The 19473-nt window shown below is 71.3% G+C and carries 21 protein-coding genes; 5 read left to right on the plus strand and 16 right to left on the minus strand.

What is annotated here, in order from left to right:
* Positions 1–695: 695 nt before the first annotated feature.
* Positions 696–2144, minus strand: coding sequence for an FAD-dependent monooxygenase (locus BM290_RS16280; protein ID WP_203779199.1), 1449 nt, complete (start codon positions 2142–2144; stop codon positions 696–698).
* 85 nt (positions 2145–2229) lie between these two features.
* On the opposite strand from BM290_RS16280, the gene BM290_RS16285 reads away from it, so the two are divergent.
* The gene (locus BM290_RS16285) at positions 2230–2934 is read left to right on the plus strand and encodes a TetR/AcrR family transcriptional regulator (protein WP_177319740.1); all 705 of its coding nucleotides are present in this window, start codon (positions 2230–2232) and stop codon (positions 2932–2934) included.
* 100 nt (positions 2935–3034) lie between these two features.
* Here BM290_RS16285 and BM290_RS16290 read toward each other — a convergent pair whose 3' ends face one another.
* Together BM290_RS16290 and BM290_RS16295 are read right to left on the minus strand one after the other, a co-directional pair.
* Entirely contained in the window at positions 3035–4303 is a 1269-nt protein-coding gene (locus BM290_RS16290; protein ID WP_093614824.1) for a hypothetical protein, read from the minus strand.
* A gap of 6 nt (positions 4304–4309) precedes the next feature.
* A complete protein-coding gene (locus BM290_RS16295) occupies positions 4310–4810 on the minus strand; it encodes a SigE family RNA polymerase sigma factor (protein WP_093614826.1) in 501 nt (166 codons plus the stop codon).
* A 624-nt stretch (positions 4811–5434) separates the two neighbouring features.
* Here BM290_RS16295 and BM290_RS16300 point away from each other — a divergent pair.
* Positions 5435–6193, plus strand: a complete 759-nt coding sequence (locus BM290_RS16300) for a hypothetical protein (protein WP_143133762.1) — start codon at positions 5435–5437, stop codon at positions 6191–6193.
* Here BM290_RS16300 and BM290_RS47290 read toward each other — a convergent pair whose 3' ends face one another.
* A complete protein-coding gene (locus BM290_RS47290) occupies positions 6194–6739 on the minus strand; it encodes a hypothetical protein (RefSeq protein ID WP_143133763.1) in 546 nt (181 codons plus the stop codon).
* A gap of 232 nt (positions 6740–6971) precedes the next feature.
* On the opposite strand from BM290_RS47290, the gene BM290_RS16310 reads away from it, so the two are divergent.
* Positions 6972–7436 (plus strand): DIP1984 family protein, encoded by a 465-nt coding sequence (locus BM290_RS16310; protein WP_093614832.1) that lies wholly within the window; start codon positions 6972–6974, stop codon positions 7434–7436.
* Positions 7437–7736: 300 nt separating this feature from the next.
* Positions 7737–8651 (plus strand): SCO6745 family protein, encoded by a 915-nt coding sequence (locus tag BM290_RS16315; RefSeq protein WP_239143435.1) that lies wholly within the window; start codon positions 7737–7739, stop codon positions 8649–8651.
* Positions 8652–8678: 27 nt separating this feature from the next.
* On the opposite strand, the gene BM290_RS16320 is transcribed toward BM290_RS16315, so the two are convergent.
* From BM290_RS16320 to BM290_RS16350, 7 genes are all read right to left on the minus strand, one after another.
* Positions 8679–10367, minus strand: coding sequence for a M16 family metallopeptidase (locus tag BM290_RS16320; protein WP_093614836.1), 1689 nt, complete (start codon positions 10365–10367; stop codon positions 8679–8681).
* Positions 10364–11326 carry a hypothetical protein gene (locus tag BM290_RS16325; RefSeq protein WP_143133764.1) on the minus strand — a complete coding sequence of 321 codons (963 nt, stop codon included), beginning with the start codon at positions 11324–11326 and terminating at the stop codon, positions 10364–10366. The genes BM290_RS16320 and BM290_RS16325 overlap by 4 nt, the downstream gene beginning before the upstream one ends.
* Entirely contained in the window at positions 11310–12110 is an 801-nt protein-coding gene (locus tag BM290_RS16330) for an LpxL/LpxP family acyltransferase (protein WP_203779200.1), read from the minus strand. The genes BM290_RS16325 and BM290_RS16330 overlap by 17 nt, the downstream gene beginning before the upstream one ends.
* Complete coding sequence (locus BM290_RS16335) at positions 12095–12835, minus strand: creatininase family protein (protein ID WP_093614840.1); 741 nt, start codon at positions 12833–12835, stop codon at positions 12095–12097. The genes BM290_RS16330 and BM290_RS16335 overlap by 16 nt, the downstream gene beginning before the upstream one ends.
* A 114-nt stretch (positions 12836–12949) precedes the next feature.
* Positions 12950–13672, minus strand: coding sequence for a S1 family peptidase (locus BM290_RS16340; protein ID WP_093614842.1), 723 nt, complete (start codon positions 13670–13672; stop codon positions 12950–12952).
* A gap of 189 nt (positions 13673–13861) precedes the next feature.
* Entirely contained in the window at positions 13862–14071 is a 210-nt protein-coding gene (locus tag BM290_RS16345) for a hypothetical protein (protein ID WP_093614844.1), read from the minus strand.
* A gap of 245 nt (positions 14072–14316) precedes the next feature.
* Entirely contained in the window at positions 14317–14532 is a 216-nt protein-coding gene (locus BM290_RS16350; RefSeq protein WP_239143436.1) for a DNA-binding protein, read from the minus strand.
* A 258-nt stretch (positions 14533–14790) separates the two neighbouring features.
* Here BM290_RS16350 and BM290_RS16355 point away from each other — a divergent pair, with 258 nt between their 5' ends.
* The gene (locus tag BM290_RS16355) at positions 14791–15192 is read left to right on the plus strand and encodes a hypothetical protein (protein WP_093614846.1); all 402 of its coding nucleotides are present in this window, start codon (positions 14791–14793) and stop codon (positions 15190–15192) included.
* A 217-nt stretch (positions 15193–15409) separates the two neighbouring features.
* Here BM290_RS16355 and BM290_RS16360 read toward each other — a convergent pair whose 3' ends face one another.
* From BM290_RS16360 to BM290_RS16380, 5 genes are all read right to left on the minus strand, one after another.
* Positions 15410–15997, minus strand: a complete 588-nt coding sequence (locus tag BM290_RS16360; RefSeq protein ID WP_143133765.1) for a DUF1877 family protein — start codon at positions 15995–15997, stop codon at positions 15410–15412.
* A gap of 41 nt (positions 15998–16038) precedes the next feature.
* Positions 16039–16536: a hypothetical protein gene (locus BM290_RS16365; RefSeq protein WP_093614850.1), complete on the minus strand. Its 498-nt coding sequence runs from the start codon at positions 16534–16536 to the stop codon at positions 16039–16041.
* A complete protein-coding gene (locus tag BM290_RS16370) occupies positions 16529–17029 on the minus strand; it encodes an RNA polymerase sigma factor (protein ID WP_177319741.1) in 501 nt (166 codons plus the stop codon). Before BM290_RS16370 ends, BM290_RS16365 begins: the two co-directional genes overlap by 8 nt.
* An 87-nt stretch (positions 17030–17116) precedes the next feature.
* Positions 17117–17518, minus strand: a complete 402-nt coding sequence (locus tag BM290_RS16375) for a hypothetical protein (RefSeq protein WP_143133767.1) — start codon at positions 17516–17518, stop codon at positions 17117–17119.
* Positions 17519–17538: 20 nt separating this feature from the next.
* On the minus strand, positions 17539–19443 hold the full coding sequence (locus BM290_RS16380) for a serine hydrolase domain-containing protein (RefSeq protein WP_177319742.1): 1905 nt from the start codon (positions 19441–19443) through the stop codon (positions 17539–17541).
* Positions 19444–19473 lie beyond the last annotated feature (30 nt).

The raw sequence follows: 19473 nt of genomic DNA on the forward strand, positions 1-19473 counted from the left end.
ACGACGAGGGTGAGGAGGTCGGCAGCGGTCCGATCATGACGGCGCTCGAACACCTCGCCATCCCGGCGGCCGAGGCCGAGGCGTGGATCCGAGGACCGTTCGGCGGCAACATCGCCGCTGTCGACCATCTGAATTCCTGGTGGATCTCGTACGCGCGGACGGCCCACCCGGGCGGCGCTGCCGTCGCGGTCGTCAGCGCGGCCCTCGGCGACCCGGAACCGGCCGAGAACCTGCGTTACCACCCGCGGAACAGATCGCTGCCCGAAGAAGCGTGGAGGCCGCTGATCGAGGCCGGTGGGCAGCGGGTCACGGCGGAGTATCCGGAGGCCGGCAGTCAGCGTCTGATCGCGGCCGAGCTGCTGAGCAGAGGCTGGACGGTGGCCGAACTCCGGCGGCAGACCGACGGCCTCGACGGACCCGACCGCAACAGGCTGCTGCACTGCATCGACGGGCTGCGATTCATTCCGTACGACGAGATCCTGACCTGGCTCGAAGCGATGACCCCGGCGGACCTTTCGCGGCCGGACCGGTGGCGGCGCCTCAGCGCCGTGCCGCAGTTGCGCACCCTGGTCGGGATCTGGCGCAGCACCGGCCTCCCACCGGCCACGCGGGCATGGTGCGCCGCCGCAGGCCTTGCCCCCGAGGAGGCGATCACCGCGGACGATCTCGACCTGGACGAACTGAAGGCACAGTCATCATCCCATTCGTCCCGTCAGCCTTTCGAGCACCCGGTCGATCGCATCGCGGGCCCTGCCGCGCCAGGCGACCACCTGATCGGGGCGGACCACCATGACCTCGTCGTGGTCCAGGCCGAGCATGGGATGCGCCTCAAATCCGGGGACATCGGCGCCGCCGGAGAACACGGTGAAGCCGGTACCGCATAGGTCCAGGGTGGACAGGCCGGGTTGTAGCCAGAGGTGCGGCACCCGGGTGCCGGGCCGGCCGACGAGTTCCAGGCGGTCGGTCGGGAACGGTGGCCCGCCGTCGGGCACGAGAGCGCCGTCGGTGTAGCCGTAACTGAGCATCAGGACGAACGGATGGACGAGTTCCGGTCGTTCCGAGCCGAAGCCGGTCGGCGCCCGCAGGTCGCCGCTGCGCAGGCTGGACTGCTCGGCGGCGAGGAGCCCGATCGGGTGGCGCTCGGTGTGATAGCTGTCCAGCAGTCCGGGGCCGGCGTCCCCACGCAGCACCATCGCCAGCTTCCAGGCGAGATTGTGCGCGTCCTGAATGCCGGTGTTGGCGCCCTGGGCCGCGAACGGCGGCATCACGTGCGCGGCGTCGCCGGCGAGGAAGACGCGGCCGGCCCGGTATCGGTCGGCGACCTTCATCGTCGGTTCCCAGTCCTGCACGGTGATCAGCTCGATGCCGAGGTCCGGCAGTCCGATGACGCGTCGCAGATGGGCGGGCCAGTCGGCCTCCGCAACGCCGACGACGTCGGTCATGAACTGCCACCGGTCGGTGCCGTTGATGGAGACCAGGGCGCCGGGCGTACGGGCGTCGTCGAGCTGGCACAGGTTGAACTCCCGGCCATGGACGGCCGCGCCGAGGTCGGCCCGGAAGTAGACGGTCGTCGCCCGGCCGAGGGTGCCGCGTCCGGTACGGGTGATGCCGAGCGCCTCCCGGATCGGGCTCCGCGCGCCGTCGGCGGCGACGAGGTAGTCGGCGTCGACCCGGTAGGGGCCGTCGGGTCCGGTGACGGTGGCGGTGACTCCCCGCGCGTCCTGCGTGAAGCCGGCGAGCTCGTGGCCGAATCGCAGGTCGGCGCCTCGTTGTGCGGCCAGCTCACGCAGCACCGGTTCGAGGGCGTCCTGGGCGCACAAACAGGGCAGCATCGGCGAGGCGGCGACGAGATCGCTGACGTCACCGGCCGGGGGGCCGGGCAGGACCTGCGACTCGATCAGCGTCGGCCCGGCCCGCATGGCCTGGAAGTCGGCGAGATCGGCAGCGGCCCGTTCCACCTCGTCAGCGATGCCGAGCTGCCGATACACCTCCATCGTCCGGGTGTTGAACCGGCGTGCCTTGGGCAACGGCGACGTGCCGCCGTGCCGCTCGACCAGCAGCACCTCGACGTCGTGGGCTCGCAGGAGCAGGGCGGCGGTGAGCCCGACCAGGCCACCACCACTGATGATCACCGGAATTCGCACGAACCACCTCCGTGTACGTCGTACAGTGAGTGTACGTTGTACACGCGTCGGTAGAGTGACGTCAACAGTCACCACAGGAGGCGCGATGGCGGAGGCCCCAGGCTCGCTGGTCTGGTCACTGCCCGAGCCGCCGGGCGGGCAACAGCCGAACCTCAGCCGCGACCGCATCGTCCGCGCCGCGCTGAAGATCGCCGACGCCGAGGGCGCGCCGGCCGCGACCATGCGGCGAGTGGCCACCGCCCTCGGCTCGAGCACCCCCATGTCCCTCTATCGGTATGTGGGCAGCAAGGACGGCCTGGTCGACCTGATGCTCGACGCCGCGTGCGGCGAGGTGTCCACCCCCGCCCCGAGCGGCGACTGGCGGGCCGACCTGCGGGCGCTGGCGCTGGCGAACTGGGACATGATGCAGCGCCACCAGTGGTTCGCGGAGCTGGTGCACACCCGTCCGCCACTGGGCCCGAACGCGTTACGGCTGACCGACTACGGCCTCGGTGCCCTGTCGTTCCTCGACCCGGCCACGGCGATGACCTACCTCGGCATGGTCAACAGCTTGACCATCGGCACGGCCCTGCAACTCGCCGAGGAGCTCAAGATGCGCCGGCGCGTCGGCCTGCCCACCGACGACGATCTGCGCGCCGCGGTCAAACCGATCCACGACGAGATCGTCGCGACCGGCCGCTACCCGAACTACAACCGCTGGGCCGCCGACGGTGGCCGCTTCCACAACGCCGCCGGTTTCCCCCTGATGCTCGACATCCTCCTCGACGGGCTGGCCGCCCGCATGCCCTGAGCCGAGAGCCTCCGCCGACGAAGCCGCGGTGAGTTCACCACCCCTCCGGCCCGCGACACACCTACCTGTCATGCCGCCGGCCGTGGGCCCCAGCCGCCCATCAGCGGATCCGGCTGAGAAGGAGCAGGTGCTGCTTGCCGCCGGGTTGGCCCATGTCGATCACGTCTCCGTCCCCTGAGGACCCGTCCTGCTGCGTGCCGACCGTGTTGGTGTTCCGGTCCCACAGGTAAACCCCGGACCTGAGCCGGAGCTGAAGGAACCGGCCGTAACTGTCGTCGTAGAACACGTTGATCTGTGACGGGCACGAGTCGCACGTGTCGGCGCCGGCGGGATCCACCGCGTCGTCGCTCGTCCGCAACGGCCGGCTGCCGTCGATGCCGTAGCTGACCAGGCTGCCTCCGGCCCGTCCGACACAGACGCGGGGATTGCAATCGATCAGGGTGACCCCGCTCAGGGCGCGCGGTGTGCGACGCTCGCCGGTGGCGACGTTCCAGAACCCGGGAGTTTCCACCGGCGCCACCGCCGCGTTGCCGGCATTCGACCGCGCCGAGCGATGCACGGCCCACGGCCCGTACCGAAGGGTGTACCCCTCACTGCCGGGCACCTTCTGCGGTTCGCCGGCATCCGGGATCCGGTAGACCGCCCCCTCCCCCGCGAAGGGCTCGATGCCGGCGTAGAAGACCCCGCCGACCTCGGCGACCGACACGCTGATGTCACCCGGGCCGAACATCGCCCGGCGCACGGCTGCGCCGCCGTCCCGAGGCGCGCTCCACACCTCGACATACCTGGCGCCGTGGCTGTCCTGCGCCGCCACCACCCACGCGATGTGGTGCTCGGTCAGATAGGTGCCGGCCAGGTCGTACCCGAGGAAGCCGGGCGTGCGAGCCGTTCCCAGCTCACGCGCCACACCGGTCCGGGCGTCGAACACCACCGGCGGGAACCGTTTCTGATCATCCCACGGCACGACGAGGTACGCGTCGCCGCCCAGTTCCGCCTGAACGGAATACCGCCGTCCGTCCGGGAGCCGCAGAGGCAGCTCGACGAACGCGTCCGGCCACAGGTCCCGAATCGGCCTGGACAGGGACAGGTCGACGGTGGGCAACGACCCGGTCGGCAACGGCGCAGGGCCGAGAGGCTGTGCCAGATCCGGCTGCCGTACCAGGGGGTCCGGCTGCCGTACCAGGGGTGAGGCGAGGACAGCCATCCCGGCCGCGACCGCGACGACCGCCGCGAAGGCGCCGGCCATCCTGGTCCGTGCCCGCCGGCGCCGGCGGGCGGTCAGGGCCACCGAGAAACCCGGCTCGGCGTTCGGGGCCACGAGACCGGCAGCCCGGAACGTACGGGTCAGATCTTCCTCCAAGTCGCGCATGCGCGGCTACCTCCCCAAGACTTGTGCCGCCACCGGCGACTCGGCAACCTCGCGCAGCTTGTCCAGGCCACGAGCGGCCTGACTGCGCACCGTTCCTCGGGAAACCCCCAGCAAGCGGGCGATCTCCTCGTCGCTGAGCTGCTCGTGATAGCGCAGCATGAGCACCGCTCGCTGCCGGGGCGGCAGGGCGGTCACCGCACGCCACAGACCGAGATCACCCTCGGCTTCGGCGATACCGGCGTCGACGTAGCCCTGCTCGGGCAGCACCACCACCGGATGCTCCCGCCGACGCCGCCGCCACCAGCTGATGTGCAGCCGCGCCATGGTCGTGCGAACGTAGCCCTCCGGGTCGCCCCGCGCGGAGACCCGCGACCACCGCTCCCCCAACCGGACCAGCGCCTCCTGCGCCAGATCAGCGGCATCATGGGGATTGCCCGACAGTACGAAGCCATAGCGCAGCAGCGCAGACGTACGGTCACGGACGAACGACCCGAAGTCCTCGACCATTCCCACCTCCCGACGTACCAACACGCTCGGCAGGCACGAACTGTTGCACGAATCCGACCACCGATCTCCTCGGCACGAACCGGGAGCAGAGAGACGTCAGCCGGTGTGCGTCAGCCGGTGTGCGTCAGCCGGTACGCGTCGGCCGGTCGCTGATGAGCAGCCGCTGATCCAGGCGATCCGCGACCGGCCGCCCAGCTCGCCCCGGAGGCGCTGACCTGCCCGGCCCACTACTTGCCCGACCATTCGGAGGCTAGGTCGGTGACGGTTGGGGTGCCGTTGGCGGCGCGAAGGGCGCTGTTGTGGCGGGAGTCGGCTGGCAGCAGTTTCGGTCCCACTCCTCTTCGTCCCTCAACGCCAGCCACCACGGGAGCACGAAGACAAGGTAGGCAAGGACCGCCACACCGGTCAGGCCAAGCACCCCGAATACGACGTAATGGAGGCCACTGCCCCTGGGGGCACCAGGCCCGATGCCTGACTGCGGCGGGTTCGGCATAGATCCGAGGCTAGTAACGAGGGGCCCCGGCCCTCTTGCCTTTGCCGTTTGAAGTGCCTTTCACGCGACGTTCTCCTCGGCCGCGATCCGTTGTTGCTGGCGACTGCTGCCGGCGGCGCCCGCCCACGCCGATGGGCGCGCACCTGATCACAAGACGATCAAGTGAAGCGATGGACGATGTTGTGGATGTAGGGATCGCCACCGGCTTGTCAGGGCCGTGCCATCATGCTGCCGTGGCTGAGGATCGAGCTGACCTTCGCACCATGGTCGACGACATCGTGAGGGCCGGCCAGGCGGAGGAAGACCGGCGCCCGGCCCCGGACATGTGGTCGCTGTTGCATGGCCTGGGCACCGACGATCCACAGTCGGTGACGAGGGGCCTGTCGTACCTGTGGGACGCGTTCCTCGAGTATCCGAACGTGTTCGAGCCGGCGGTGCCGGCCGTCCGGTACGTGCTGGCGCTCCTGGATCGCAAAGCGGGCGGCGATACGGTGATCCGGAGCCCGGACGGCAGGCTCCGGCCGTTGCGAGGGCACCTGCTGACGTGGCTGTCGCGGGTCGCCGACGCGGTCGGCGACGTCCGAGTCCGCGAGTTCGTCGAGCTCGCCGGATTCTCGCCGCTGGAGTCTGCGACGTCGACGTGGCGCGCGGTCCGGCAGCTCCGTCCTCAGATGTACGAGGCCGCCGCCGCGTTTCTGGACGATCCGCACCCCGGAGTTCGGCAGGAGGCGATCACCGTGGCGGTCGTGCTCGTACGGGATCCGGCCCTGGCCGTCCACCGCCGGCACATCGCCGCCGCCGCGCGTGTATTTCTGGACACCTGCACGGACCCGATGTGCCGGCGATGGGCGGCTGAGGCATTCGACGAGATCAGACCGAGCCGACCGTGATCAGGTCGCCCGCGCTCTGTCGATGGCGGCGCGGCCGAAGTCGTTGACGATCGTGTAGTCGCCGGCGCCCACCACGGGATCGGTCACGAGAACGACCACCACATACCGTCCCACCGCGGCCACGAGATAGGCGGCCCACCGGTCGCCTTCGTCGTACTGCCGGATGAACAGCACCGTGTCCGGTCCAGCGGTGTCTTCGGCGATCCCGCGAAAGCCTGTCTCGTCGCCGCCGGCCCGGCACCGGGCCAGCTGGTCCTTCAGCGCGGCCAGGTAGGCCTGGGCGCCACCGGGCCGGTAGCGGCCCACGTTTTCGTACACCCGGTGTCGCGGGTCGTAGTCTGCCACCAGACTCCGCTGTGCGATGGGCTGCGGCACCGGCGCGTCCGCGCATGGCTGCGGCAGCAACGGGTGGATCAGATCGGGCTCGACCGGACCGGGCTGTGCCCCACCAAGATCCGCCGACTGCAACATCACGGCCTCGGGTACGGGACGAGGTGCGGCCTGGGCTGGGGAAACAGCCAAAGCTGCGCCGGCCAGCCCGGCCACGAGACTCGAAAGGTATCGATTCATGGCCGCATTCTGCCAATGCCTCGCAAAAAGGGAGTGCCAGCGACAACGTGGAGCCCGGCTCGCGCCGATGCGCCGGCGCGGTGATCGCGAAGGCCGTTGTGCCCCGCGGTCAAGGAGCTGTCCGTGTCAGCCGCTACGGCCGGTCCGCCAGGATCACCAAGCGGACATCGGCGCCCAGTTTCGATCTTGATCGTCCATACTGGCGTCCATGAAACTTGCCGAGGCTCTTGCGCTGCGGGCAGCGGCGTCGCGGCGTGCGGAACAGCTTCGTTCCCGGGTTGCCGGTAGTGCGCGCTATCAGGAAGGCGAGACGCCGGCCGAGGATGCCGCGTCGCTGCTGGCGGAGGCCGGTGCGGTGCTCGATGAGCTCGAGTCGCTGATCCGGCGCATCAATCGGACCAACGCCGCCACCGTTGTCGAGGGCGGCACCCTCACCGACGCGCTCGCCCGCCGTGACGTCCTGCGTCTGCGGCACGGGATTCTCACCTCGGCGGCCGACGCGGCGGCCGGTGACGGTCAGCGCGGGTTCCGGCAGTTGCGCTCCGAGTTGAAGATGCTTCCGGCGCTGCCGGTGGCCGACCTGCGACGCCAGGCGGACGACGTCGCCCGGCAGCTGCGTGAGGTGGACACGCTGATTCAGCGGACCAACTGGGAGGCCGACCTGATCGATTGACGGGCGCGGAGCAGGTAGCCGACGTGGAGGCGTGCACGACCCGAGAGCCGGCGGGCAAATCGGCTCCTTTCTTGGCGCGCCGAGGGCAGGCGCAGGGGTTCGATTCCCTGGCTCACATCGCATGCCCAGCACGGAGCACAAGAGACGGCGCACCGGGCACGGCACATCACCGGGTGCAGATCCACGACGGCGAGGGCGGGAAACGGGGAACTCCGCGCCCGTGGGAAAGGTGGCCGTGACAGGCCGCGGCCGGACATGCGAGGCTACCCGTCGGTAACGTCGTCGGATGGGGGTGGCGCCATGTCGGTTCCGGTAGAGGGTGCTTGGCAGGAGCCGTCCGTGCTCGATCCGGCGCTGGTGCGCCGGACGTGGCGGTCGGCCGAGGCTCTGCACGGGCTGATCTATTTCGCGCCCGAGGCGCACCAGCGCTACGCGGCGCTGGGTATCGATCCGCGGGCGGGGTATTTCGCGTCCCGGGCGGCGGCCATGGGGCCGGTCGGATCCGGGGCGGTGACGGGCGCCTTCTTCAACTTCAACCCGGCGCTGGTCTCCCAGGCGCTGCCGGCCGTGTGGGAGCGGGCCACACCGCAGGCGGTGCTCGCGGCCCGGCTGGACGCCGCCGACGCCGCTCTGACGCGTGTGCTCGGCGACATGGTGGACTCGTACGAGATGCGGGAGGCCGCCGGGCTGGCCCGGGCCGCCGCCGAGTCCGTCGGCGAACGTCCGGAGGGGCGGGCCCTGTTCGCCGCGCACGTCGCTCTGCCGTGGCCGGACCGGCCGCATCTGGTTCTCTGGCACGCCCAGACGGTGCTACGCGAGTTCCGTGGCGACGGGCACGTGGCCGCCCTGCTGGTGGCCGGGCTGACCGGGCTGGAGGCGCTGGTCCTGCACGTCGCGTCGGGTGAGGTGCCGCGCCGGTTCCTGCAGCGCAGCCGTGGATGGAGCGACGAGCGGTGGGACGAGGCGGCCGGCCGGCTCCGGGCGCGCGGGCTGGTCGAGGGTGACGAGCCGGCGCTGACCGACGCGGGGCGATCACAGCGGGCGTGGATCGAGGCGGCCACCGACCGGCTCGCCGCTCCCGCCTATGCGGTGCTCGGTGCGCGGGGGTGCGCCCGGTTCGCCGAGCTGGCACAGCCGATGAGCCGGGCCGTCGTCGAGTCCGGTGCGCTGAGTGCCGCCGCCCGGAGTCCGCGCGACCGGTCGACGCCGGCGTGACCGGCCGTGGCGGTAGCCGGGACGCGGTCATGCCACCCGGCGTCGTCGCGCGCGGATGAGGCTTCCGGCGATCACCACGCCACCGACGAGGAGCACGATCAGGACGGCGAACTGCACGTCCTCGCCGTATCGGTTGCCGGTGAACCGGAGGATCCGCGACACGATGCCGAGGCCGAAGATCACGGCCAGCACGTAACCGGCCCGGATCCGGCGCGCCTCCCGCTTTTCGGCGCGGGTGGGCGGGGGTTCCGGGCGCGGCCGGCCGGACTGTGGCGCCGGGATCTGGTCCGGGCGGCGGGCGGGTTGGTCCACACGCAGGCCGGGCGGGATCCGGGCGTCCAGGAACGCCACCGCGTCGTGACCGTCGCGGAACAGGGTCGGCTCGACCCGTACCATGATCCCGTCGTGCCCGACGAACAGCCGGCCGCCGTCCGGCCAGGCCTGCACGATCGAGCAGGCATCGAACCGTACCGTCTGATGATCGTCTCCATCGGCCAGCGTGACGCCGTCCTCGCCGGTGATGAGATGCACGTCCGGGTCGGAATGGGCGGCGTGAGCCGTCCCGAGGATCATCTTCTCGGACCGGTCCGGCGCCGGCTGAAACCCCGCCCACCTGGCGTCGACGCCTCTCGGCGTCATCAGCAGACCGCTGTCTTGGGCCTTACCGGCAACCGCTGTGACGTCACCGACGGTGACCGCCATGATCTCGGCGATCTCGTCCTCCACCTGCCGCACCCGGCGCCCGGCGAGCAGTGCGGCTGCTTCGCCGGCGACGCGGGTGCCCTGCTGGTCGGCATTCCACAGGGTCTCGCCGCGCTGCCGGACCACGATCGCCAGATCCGCCTGGTCGATCCGGCCGACCTGCAGCGTGGTCAGCACGTCGACGAGGCCGCCGAAGACCGCCTCCTGCTTCTCCGGCAACGCGTCGGCGACGGCGACGACCATCGCCGTGTCAGCGCCGAACTCCCGGTACGAGCTGCCGGCGGTGTACGACAGCCCGGCCTCCTGCCGCAGCGCCCGGAACATCTCGCGTTCCAGCAGGTCGGAGAAGACCTGGGAGGCGGGGTTCCGGGGCACCGTGGCGTTCCAGGCGACCACCCCGGGCGCTCCGCGGAAGAAGGCGGGCGTGACCGGCAGCGTGTTCGACGGTGTCGGCAGGGGTTCCCGGCGACCGGCCGGAAGCGGCAGCCGCAGCCCGGCCGGCACCCGGTCACCGGCGATCCAGAGCACCGCGTTGTCGCGGGTGAAGTAGCGGGCCGCCCAGGCGCGCAACTCGTCGGCGGTGATCGCGGGCAACCCGAACTCCGGATAGGAGGACACCCCGTAGTCACGGGCGCCGTGCCGCCACAGCGGCATCGCGTCCAGCGCGCCGTCGCCGCGGCCGTTCGCCTCGGTCCGCAGCAGCTCCTTCTCCACGTCGAGGCGGTGCATCGGCAGGTCCTGCAGCGACGCGCAGACGCCGGCCAGGAATCGGGCCACGTCGTCCGGCGGGCCCTGCATGTGGAACGAGGTGTGCTCGACCCCGGTGGTTCCGTTGACGTGGTGGTCGCTGAGCCCCAGCGGGTACAGCGCCAGGTGTTCGAGCAGGTGGGTGATGCCGTGCCGGGCCAGCGGCTCGTCGGCGAAACCGACCCGGAAGACCAGTCCCGCCCGCATCAGGCCGGGCGCCGGGCTGAGCAGCACCGGAACGCCGTCGAGCTCGCTCTGGGTGATCATCGGCCACCTCCGGTGAGAGCCGACGCCGAGCGGCGGCGGTAACGGCGGATCACCACGAGCTCGTCGTGCTCGTCGTAGTAGCTCCAGGGCCATCGGCTGGCCAGCGGGCCCAGCATCGCGAACACCCGGGCCGCCGACTGCTGATCGCCGGCCTGGGCGAAGACCATGGCGAAGGCGCTCGCCGCTGACACCCAGCCGGGGTCGCGGCGGAAGGCGGGATGCCAGATCGAACGGTTCGCGGCGTCGTGCAGGCTGTCGCGGGCGCCGACCAGGTGGGCGGTGGCGGCCCTCTTGTACTCACCGCCGAGGTCCAGCCACTGTTCGATGTGCGCCTCGGCGACGAGGGAACCCTGCGGTGCTCCGGGCGGGGCGGCGGTCATCGCCTCGTGTGCGAAGGCGTGCGCCTGCGGCCAGCTGCCGTACCACTTGGGGCACAGACTCTGCAGGTACTGCCGCTGCCCCGGCAGGTGGTGCGGGTCGGCGGCGACCATCCGGTCGTGCCGGCGGCGGATCTCGGCGAGGTCCACCTGCAGGCCACGGGCGGTGGTCAGCCGGGCCGCCCACACGGCCGGGTCGTGCGGCGCCCGCGCGGCGGCGTCGATCAGCACCGCCTCGGCCCTGCGCAGCCACTCGCGGAACTGTCTGAACTGGTCGGCGCTGACGTGCTCGGCCGTCGCCGAGCTGCGGATCCGCCAGCCGACCTTGGTCAGGTGCATGCCGAGCAGCGCCGCGGCCGTGCTGTCCCAGGGATCGGCCTGCAGCAGGCGCCGGAGCCACTCCTCCAGGTCCGGGCTCTCGGCAGCCGCCTGGAGCAGCACGGTCCGCCCGCTCGGCGAGGCGGCGTCGAGCGCCGCCCGGCAGCCCGCCCAGTCCCGGCGGGCGACCGCCGCGTCGAGCACACCGAACTCGGGGTACGCCGCCGGTTCCAGCAGCACTTCGTCGTCAGCCCTGTCGAACACCCCGCCATGTTCTGCACATCCGGTTGCGGGCCGGTTGCGGACGGGCTGCCGCTCGGGTGCGCGCGGAGGCTCCCCGACCTACCGGGCCGTGGAGACGGCGTCCAGGTCGCGCGGCAGCCAGACCGGTTGCAGCACGTGCCAGTCGTGGGGATGCCGGCGGACGGCGGCGGTGAAGACGTCGGCCAGCTCCTGCGTCATCGCCGCGACCGACCAGGCACACCACCTCCCCGGCACGCAGCCGCCCGGCGAGCGTGGTGACCGTCCGCCGGGTCTCGTCGGCGGGCAGCACCGTCGCGCCGAGAGCTGCCCGGTGACTGACGAACCGCTGGTAGAGCGACTCCGGGCGCAGTCGTTGCGCGACAGTGGTGAAGGGGTACCCGTGCACCACGAGCCCGGCCCCGGCCAGGTCCCAGTTCGCGCTGTGCGGCAACGCCAGCACCACACCGCGACCGGCGGCACGGGCGGCGGCCACCCGCTCCAGCGACTCGAACACCACAGTGTCGCGGATCCGGTCCCGGCTCCACCCGGTGAGCCCGAAGAACTCCCGCCAATACCGCAGATACGAATGCACACCCAGCCCGGCCGCCGCGGTCACCGCGGGACTGTCCACGGCCTGACCGAGCACCTGGGCCAGGTTGACCCGCAACTGCCGCACGCCACCCGCGCCCGACCAGCGCATCCCGGTGGCGATGCCGTCGAACACGAAGGCGGCGACCGGATCCGGCAGCCGTGGCGTGACCCGCCAGGCAAGGCCGTACAGCAGGCTGGTCAGGTCCTCTCCCACGCCGGGGATGGTAGCGGCTCGCCGAGCGCCCGCAGGTGCGCCGCGAACGACTCGACCAGGCTGCCGAGGACGGCGGCGCCCTTCGCGGCGGTCCCGGCGGACGGCCGCCCGACGACGCCGTGCGAGGTGTAGGCGGCCATCCCGTCGACGAGCAGGAACCGCCGGTCGTCAGCAACATGATCAAGAGATGAGGCCCCATCGCGTACGGCGGACGGCGCCACCGCCGACAGGATCGACACCTCGAGCTCCCCGGCGTGCATGTCCTCGTGGTCGCCGGTGGCGAGACCGGCGCTGCGGCGGGCCCGCGTCCAGTCGTCACGGGACGGGAAGAGCGTCATGGACCGTGGCCTCGCCGCATTCGCCGTCTGCACCACGTTGCCGAGGAAATAGTTCCCGCCGTGCCCGTTGACGACGGCGAGCTTCTCGATGCCCTGGGCAGCCAGTGAGGCCACGACATCGCCGATGATCGCCGTCACCGTCGTATGGCTGAGACTCACCGTTCCCGGCCAGGCGGCATGCTCGTGGGAGCACGACATCGTCACGGCGGGCAGCAGAAGCACGTCGTGGGCCGCCGCCACCCGGCCCGCGACGGCCGCCGCCACGATCGTGTCCGTGGCCAGCGGCAGGAACGGTCCGTGCTGCTCGAAACTGCCCACGGGCAGCACGGCGACAGCGGGCCGTTTCGCCCGAACATCCGCCGTCGTCGTCAGAGGGAGGAGATCCATGGTGCCGATGGTGGCATTTCACCGGCCCCACCGCGGTCCAACGTCGTCTCGCCGGCCCGCGACCGCCTGCCGGGCGGGGGTTGACCAGTAGCCCTGACCAACCCCCCTCCCCTGTCAGCCGGCCAGGGAGGGCAGGCCTCCCACCTGCGTGTTCAGCCACGGGCGGATGGACGGCAGGTCGCCGTAGACGGACGGGCCGGTCGCGCAGACGGAGCTGTTGTTGCCGGCACGGCTGGTCACGCCGATGAGTGCCCAGCGGTCGTCGATCAGGCGTACCTGGGGTCCACCGGAATCGCCGTAGCAGGCGCCGGCGACGTTCCCGGGGTTGCTGGTGCAGATCTCGTGCGGGCCGTCGATGCCGCTGCAACGCTTGTCGGCGAGGATCGTGGTGTCCAGCTCGTTGGCGATCCGGGGCACCGGCCCGCATCCCGGCTCGGCACAGGTCTGGCCCCAGCCGATGATGCGGGTGACGGTGCCGACAGGGCCGGAGTCGGCCGGGACCGGCGCCGGGGCGTAGGGCACCGGCGCGGCGAGTTCGAGCAGCTTGACGTCGATGCGCGGGTGGCTGACCGCACGGCGGACCCCGACGACAGTGCCACCCTGGGTACGGTCGATGCTGCCCACCCGTACCGTGCCGGGGGTCGGGCAGTGGCCGGCGGTGACCACCCAGTTGTCCTTGATCAGCGTGCCGGTGCATCCGGGCAGGTAGGCCATGAACGAGTAGTCCTGGCTGGCCCGCCCACCGCCGACAACCGGCGGCGCCGCCGCGGCGGAGACCGGCGCGAACAGGCCACTCAGAGTGATCGCGGCGAGGAGAAGTCGGGCAGGGGTGCGCATACGAGGGTCCTTTCAGAGGTGGAACGGAGGACTGCCGGGAGTCGCCGGCCATCGACAGGCGGCGCTACGAACGGCAGGAGGAGGAAGTGATGGCCCGATCGGGCCGGTCATGTCCCCGGGCAGTGGCCCGTGGGCGAACAGGGTGAAGACTTTGCGGCGGCTTGTTGTGGGCAGCGGACGACGATCGGGTCAGCCGGCGAGGTCGCAGCCCTCCCCCGGCTCGCCGTGGCGCCGGTCGCCGTCCACTTCCTCGCCGGCCGGCCACGGGCGGCCGGACGATCCGCTGAGCGGCGAGCGCCGGTGACAGCCCGCCAGGGGCAGGAGCGGCCGTAGCTCAGCCGTCCGATAGGGAAATACGTCGGCGAGCCAGCTGTCACCCGTACACAAGAAGGTCTTCATGTCTTTCTCCCTCGGTCCGGCGCCGGGCCGGTCAGCCGCGGCGACGGGATCGAGGTTGCCGCGCCCACCATCTCGGGCGCATGGGGCCGGCGTCCCGCCCCATCCGGGCGATCCGCCCGGAGAATCCGGTACGCGAACCGGGTATCAAGCGGCGCGGCTTTGCCGGGCCGGGCCGCCGCTCCTCGCTCGGTCGCGATGCCGGCGGCGCGGACGGCCCGGATCACGCCCGCACCGCCGGCGAGTACTTACCGATTCCATCGCCCGCGACCCGTCCGCCAGGCCTTCGCTTCACTGGCCAGCCAGACCTTGCCCTGAGCCAGGTCCGCGATCGGCCGGGGGAAGTCGGAACGGTGGGTGATCTGATAGACCCTCTGACGGCTGATGCCGCCGAACAACATGCGAATCTCGTGGGCGCCCACGTAAACCATGTCGACCAGATCTTGCTTAGCGCCTACTGTCATGAGTCGACTGTACACACGACAATCTCGGCCTGGCAGACGGCACTCAGCGAGCCACCCGATCCGGCGTACCGCCCCGAACGCCACGGCGAGCCCGCCACGCTTCGACCTCGACTTCTCGACCACACCCGCCCCCGACCCGACTCCGCCGCCGGGAGATCAGCCCGGCGGGTGAGCAGCACAGCACACCGACGACCGACTCTCGGCTCCCTTCCTCACACGGCTCCCCGATCCTTCCGGGGCTGCGGCTACGCTCGCCGGATGCGCCACCTCACCCGGCAGTTCGCCGTCAACGCACTGCGCCGCGGGATCGGCATCGAGCAGTTCCTCGGCGGCGCCGAGATCGACGGCGAGCCGGCCATCCGGTGGGTGGAGATCAGTCCCGCGGACGGGCGGTACCGCATCTCGCTTCACACCGTGCAGGACCCGGATGATGACCGGTTCGGCGACCTGCCGAACCTCGTGTCAATCGATCCGGTCGACGAGGCCTACATCGGCGAGGGGCGACAACTGGGCATCAGCGAGGACGAGGCAGGCGCGATATCGCTCGCCGAAGGTCTCACGGGCGCCCACCGGGACCGCTGGGTCAACCATGCGATGGCCGGCGAGGAATACATCGACTTCGTCAGGAGCCGGCGCGATTCCGCTCCCAAGCCGGGGTGACCGGGCCGGGCCGGCCAGGCGGCTCACACGAGGCGCCACCCCAGCACAACGACCGCGGCGGCGAGCAGGGGACAATCGACGAACCTCGCCGTCCACCGGGTCCCATGGAGGCCGGCTTCGGTCATCCCAGGCAGACCCGAGCCGTGAACACCCTTTCCGTGGGATCGCGGCCGGACACAAACAGGTCCGTGACCACGGTGGGCAGAGCCACACGTACTCAGAAAAGGTCGATGACCAGGCCCAGATCCCGGGCGGCGACGCCGCGGCAGTGGTCGGCCCAGGCGCGCAGATCCCCCAGGGCCCTGGTGAAACTCTCGGTGTCGTCATCCTCCGGGTGCACCTTGTACAGCCCCAGCTCCAGCATGTCGGCCACCGAGAACTCGCGGCGCACCGCCGCCACGTCCAGCTCGTCGATCAGCCGCGCCGCGGCGGTCAGCTCGGCCGGCGACGAGCACCGCCACGGGGTGACACAGCCGTCCGAGGTGTATAGGGCGAATCGCTGCGCACCGAAGATCGCCCGGTAGGTGGCCATCCGTTCCCGCTGCGGCCAGGACTTGATCGTCCGGGTGGCGATCGGGTCGAGCAGATACTCAGCCTGGTCGAAATTGCGGCTCTCGAAGAAGTCGAGGCTCCACTTCGTGTCGTCCGGGACGACGGCGAGCAGCTGCTCACTGATCCGGGGTAGCACCTCGTCCGGCCACCGCCGGGTGAACGGTGGCTGATCCTCGGCGAGGCGCTGCAACGCCGGATCAGCCCGCAGCGCCCGGACCGGACCGGACTCCAGCGGCAAGGCAATGCATCTCATGTCGCGCCCCATGCCCTGATCACAACACACCCGCGCGACCGTTATCGCACGTGGCAGTCGACCTCGATGCCGTCGAGCCGGGTGTCCGCGACGACGACCGGCGCCGTCGCCCGGCAGGAGGCCTGCCCGGCGCCCGCCGGGGTGCCGGTGACGACATACCGGCCGGCGGGAACGGCGACGGTGAAGCGTCCGTCCGCCGCGACCTCAGCGGTCACGGTGGTCCCGCCGGCATCCTCGAACCGGACCGTGCCGCCCACGCCGAGCGGCGCGGCGCCCATCGGGCCACCGATCCGCCGCATCGATCCGGTGACCTCGACGGCGACCTGCGGCACCCGGCCGCTCGGCTCCTGAGGGACGGGTCCCGGCCGCCACGTCACCGCGTTCGCGCTCAGGGCCAGGACGACGACGGCGGCCGCCGAGCCGGTCACCCTCCGCTGCCGGCGGCGTCGGCTCGCCCGCACGAGCTGCCCGAACTCCGGCTGACGCACCGGCTGGAACTCTGTCGCGGCCGAGGCCAGCAGGTCTCCGAGGTCAGGCATGGGAGGCCTCCTGCGGCAGCAACTCGGCGAGAACGGCACGTCCCCGGCTGAGGCGGGATTTCACGGTGCCGGGAGCGATCTGCAGGGCGCCGGCGATCTCCTCGACGCCCAGGCCGAGCAGGTGGTGCATGACGACCACCTGCCGCTGCCCCAGCGACAGCCGCCGCAGGGCGTGCGCCACGTCGACGCGGTCGGCGCTGGGCTCGGGCTCAGCCGGCGCCGGACCGTGCCGCAGCAGCGCGCGCACGGCGTTGCGGGCTTTCCGCCGCCTGTTCGACAGCAACCGGAACGCGACGGTCCGCACCCAGATCTCGGGAGACTCCAGTCGCGAGACGTGGTCCCAACGGCCCAGAAGCTTCAGGAACGCCTCCTGTACGCATTCCTCGCCGTCGACCCGGCTCTGGGCGGCCAGCGCCACGACGCCGACCAGTCGCGCGTAGCAGGAGCGGTAAAGCTCCGACACCGCGTCCTCGGCGGCCGATCCCTTGCTCATACCCACCATCACCCCCGAGCGGGCCCGCCGGTTCCCGGCTTCGACGACAAAGTTCGGCACCCATCGCCGAGCGGCGAGGAAACCGGCTCAGCCGCCCGGACAGGTGTGGCGTCCCCCGCTGTAGGCCACGCACGTGTTCTCCGGAACCGGACTCCTGCCCGCCGGGCCGGTCGCGAACGCATACACCCCGCACAGCAGCGCGCCGGTGACCAGGACCGTGATGACAGTGCCGCGCAGCCACCGGACCGGGCCGCGCCGCACAGCCACGACCACGGCGAGGGCGGCGCTGAGCCCGGCGACGAGCCACACGGCACTCGAGGTGGAACCGTCCTTCGCGAGCCATCCCGGCATCAGGCTCACGAACGAGGCGGGACTCACCAGCAGCACAAGGACCAGGACGGCCAGCGCCCCGAACCCGAGAAGGACCACGCCGCCGAAGACAGCGCCGACACCCGGCCGCCGGATCACCGTGCTTGCCCGTTTCGTCACAACCGGACATCGTGCCATGCCTATGCACCCTGCCAGCCGAGCAGGTTCCACTGCCACAGGAACCAGGTCAGAGCGACCATCCCGGTCAGCAGGGCGACCTGGTGGACCCGGGCGATGACGCCGGCGCCGCTGCCGCGCCAGCTCCTGACCGTCAGACCGGTCGCGGCCACGGCCGCTGCCAGCGCCACGATCGGCACACCCAGCAGAAGACGGAAAGCCGGCGGTACGGCATACAGGAACTCGCCGGACAGCGACACCACGGTGACCATCAGCCCGCCCAGGAAGACCACGCCCAGCAGGCCCGCACCGACCGCCAGCCGGCGCGCCAGCCGCCAGGCGGGCGTGGTCACGGCCGGCCGTCGCCGGATGCGGCGCACCAGCCGGATGACCGGCAGTGCGAGCGCGCCGAGGACCGGCACGAGAAGGACCAGCAGCACACCCAGGTTGACGGGGAGGGTCTCGGCCGGGGGCATCAGCTCGGCGGCCGATCCGTCGGTGGCCACATAGCGCCGGCCGTCGGTTCCGGTGAGGAACACGAGCCGGTCACCGTCGTCGGCCTGATAGCGGCCGTCGTCCTGCCGTACCCACGTCCTGCCCTTGAAAGAGATCTTGCCCGCGTCGTCGATGGTCAGTCGCGCCGGCGAGAGCAGAGTGCTGAACTTCTCGAACGACGTCGTGTTGTGCCGGGTCGGCTTGTAGAACCCGGCCACCGGGGTGGCCGGTGAGGCCGGCCCGGCGGCCCGCGCCCCGGCGTCGGCGGTGTCCTGCTGCGGGGCGAACCGGTCGAAGAAGCCGTCGACGAGTTTCTGCATCTCCGGGCTGCCGCCGGTGAGGCTGTTCAGGGTGAGGAACAGGCCGAGGTCGCAGTCCGGCACGAGCATCATGATGCTGGCGAAGCCCTCCCAGCCGCCGTCGTGCATCAGGACCCGATGGCCGTTCATCGTGCGTTCCTTGAAACCGTGGGCGTATCCGTCCACCCGCGGGTCGGCGGTGAACGAGCGCTGATGCATCAGTGCCGTGGCCTGCGGGGAGAGGATCCGCCCGGCGCCGAACCGGCCCTCGTGCAGGTGCGCGATCATGAAGTGGGCCATGTCCGCGGCGGTGGTCGTCACCGAGCCGTCCGGTGGCATCCGGTCGAAGGTGAACGGGTACACCTTCGGCGGGGTGAGCTCGGTGTCGTAGCTGCGGGCGAGGTCGGGCGCCAGGGCGGCGGGCACCGGCTCGGCGGCGGTGCTGCGGGTCATGGCGAGCGGGTCGAGCAGGTGGCGCTGGAGGTACGTGTCGTACGGCTCGCCGCTGACCTCGCTGACGATGTGCCCGGCCAGCGCGGCGCCGAAGTTGGAGTAGGCGGAGATCTCCCCCGGCGGGCGGATCCGGGCGGGCATGTGCGCGGCGAGATAATCACCGAGCGGCGGAACCTCCGCGGCGTCACGTGCGCCGGTGCCGGTGACGAAGTCCTCGAACCCGGCGGTGTGGTTCATCAGGTGTCGCAGCGTGACCGGCTGATCGTAGGTGGCCGGCACCTGGAAGCCGGTCAGATAGCGGTTCACGTCGGTGTCCAGGTCGAGACGGCCGGCCTCGACCTGCTGCATCACCGCGGTCCACGTGAACAGCTTCGAGATCGACGCGATCCGGACCAGCGACCGGGAGGCGTCGAAGGGCACCGCACGATCGGTGTCGGCCGACCCGTACCCCTTGGTGAAGGCTGTCGCGCCGCCGGCCACGACCGACACCGCGGCGCCGGGCACCCGGTCTGCCGCCAAGCGGCCCGGCAGGGCGCTGTCGAAGAAGCCGGACACCGCGGCCTGCGTGGCCGGGGCACACGAGACCGAGGCCGCGGCCGCCGGTCGCGCGGGGATGACGGCGGGGACCGCCGCACAACCCACGAGCAGACCGAGCAGCGTACGGCGGGTCAGGGCGTTCATGAGAAGCTCCTCGGAAGGCATCGCTGGCGG

Source organism: Actinoplanes philippinensis, from assembly GCF_900113015.1.
Classification (GTDB): domain Bacteria; phylum Actinomycetota; class Actinomycetes; order Mycobacteriales; family Micromonosporaceae; genus Actinoplanes; species Actinoplanes philippinensis.

What these genes read in the sequence shown, in the direction of transcription:
- BM290_RS16295 (WP_093614826.1), bottom strand. Translation starts at nt 4,810, where the DNA reads ATGGTCGAGGACTTCGGGTCGTTCGTCCGTGACCGTACGTCTGCGCTG.
- BM290_RS16315 (WP_239143435.1), top strand. Translation starts at nt 7,737, where the DNA reads ATGTCGGTTCCGGTAGAGGGTGCTTGGCAGGAGCCGTCCGTGCTCGAT.
- BM290_RS16370 (WP_177319741.1), bottom strand. Translation starts at nt 17,029, where the DNA reads ATGAGCAAGGGATCGGCCGCCGAGGACGCGGTGTCGGAGCTTTACCGC.
- BM290_RS16355 (WP_093614846.1), top strand. Translation starts at nt 14,791, where the DNA reads ATGCGCCACCTCACCCGGCAGTTCGCCGTCAACGCACTGCGCCGCGGG.
- BM290_RS16285 (WP_177319740.1), top strand. Translation starts at nt 2,230, where the DNA reads ATGGCGGAGGCCCCAGGCTCGCTGGTCTGGTCACTGCCCGAGCCGCCG.
- BM290_RS16310 (WP_093614832.1), top strand. Translation starts at nt 6,972, where the DNA reads ATGAAACTTGCCGAGGCTCTTGCGCTGCGGGCAGCGGCGTCGCGGCGT.
- BM290_RS16365 (WP_093614850.1), bottom strand. Translation starts at nt 16,536, where the DNA reads ATGCCTGACCTCGGAGACCTGCTGGCCTCGGCCGCGACAGAGTTCCAG.
- BM290_RS16360 (WP_143133765.1), bottom strand. Translation starts at nt 15,997, where the DNA reads ATGAGATGCATTGCCTTGCCGCTGGAGTCCGGTCCGGTCCGGGCGCTG.
- BM290_RS16345 (WP_093614844.1), bottom strand. Translation starts at nt 14,071, where the DNA reads ATGAAGACCTTCTTGTGTACGGGTGACAGCTGGCTCGCCGACGTATTT.
- BM290_RS16350 (WP_239143436.1), bottom strand. Translation starts at nt 14,532, where the DNA reads ATGACAGTAGGCGCTAAGCAAGATCTGGTCGACATGGTTTACGTGGGC.
- BM290_RS16320 (WP_093614836.1), bottom strand. Translation starts at nt 10,367, where the DNA reads ATGATCACCCAGAGCGAGCTCGACGGCGTTCCGGTGCTGCTCAGCCCG.
- BM290_RS16300 (WP_143133762.1), top strand. Translation starts at nt 5,435, where the DNA reads ATGGGCGCGCACCTGATCACAAGACGATCAAGTGAAGCGATGGACGAT.
- BM290_RS16335 (WP_093614840.1), bottom strand. Translation starts at nt 12,835, where the DNA reads ATGGATCTCCTCCCTCTGACGACGACGGCGGATGTTCGGGCGAAACGG.
- BM290_RS16290 (WP_093614824.1), bottom strand. Translation starts at nt 4,303, where the DNA reads ATGCGCGACTTGGAGGAAGATCTGACCCGTACGTTCCGGGCTGCCGGT.
- BM290_RS16340 (WP_093614842.1), bottom strand. Translation starts at nt 13,672, where the DNA reads ATGCGCACCCCTGCCCGACTTCTCCTCGCCGCGATCACTCTGAGTGGC.
- BM290_RS16380 (WP_177319742.1), bottom strand. Translation starts at nt 19,443, where the DNA reads ATGAACGCCCTGACCCGCCGTACGCTGCTCGGTCTGCTCGTGGGTTGT.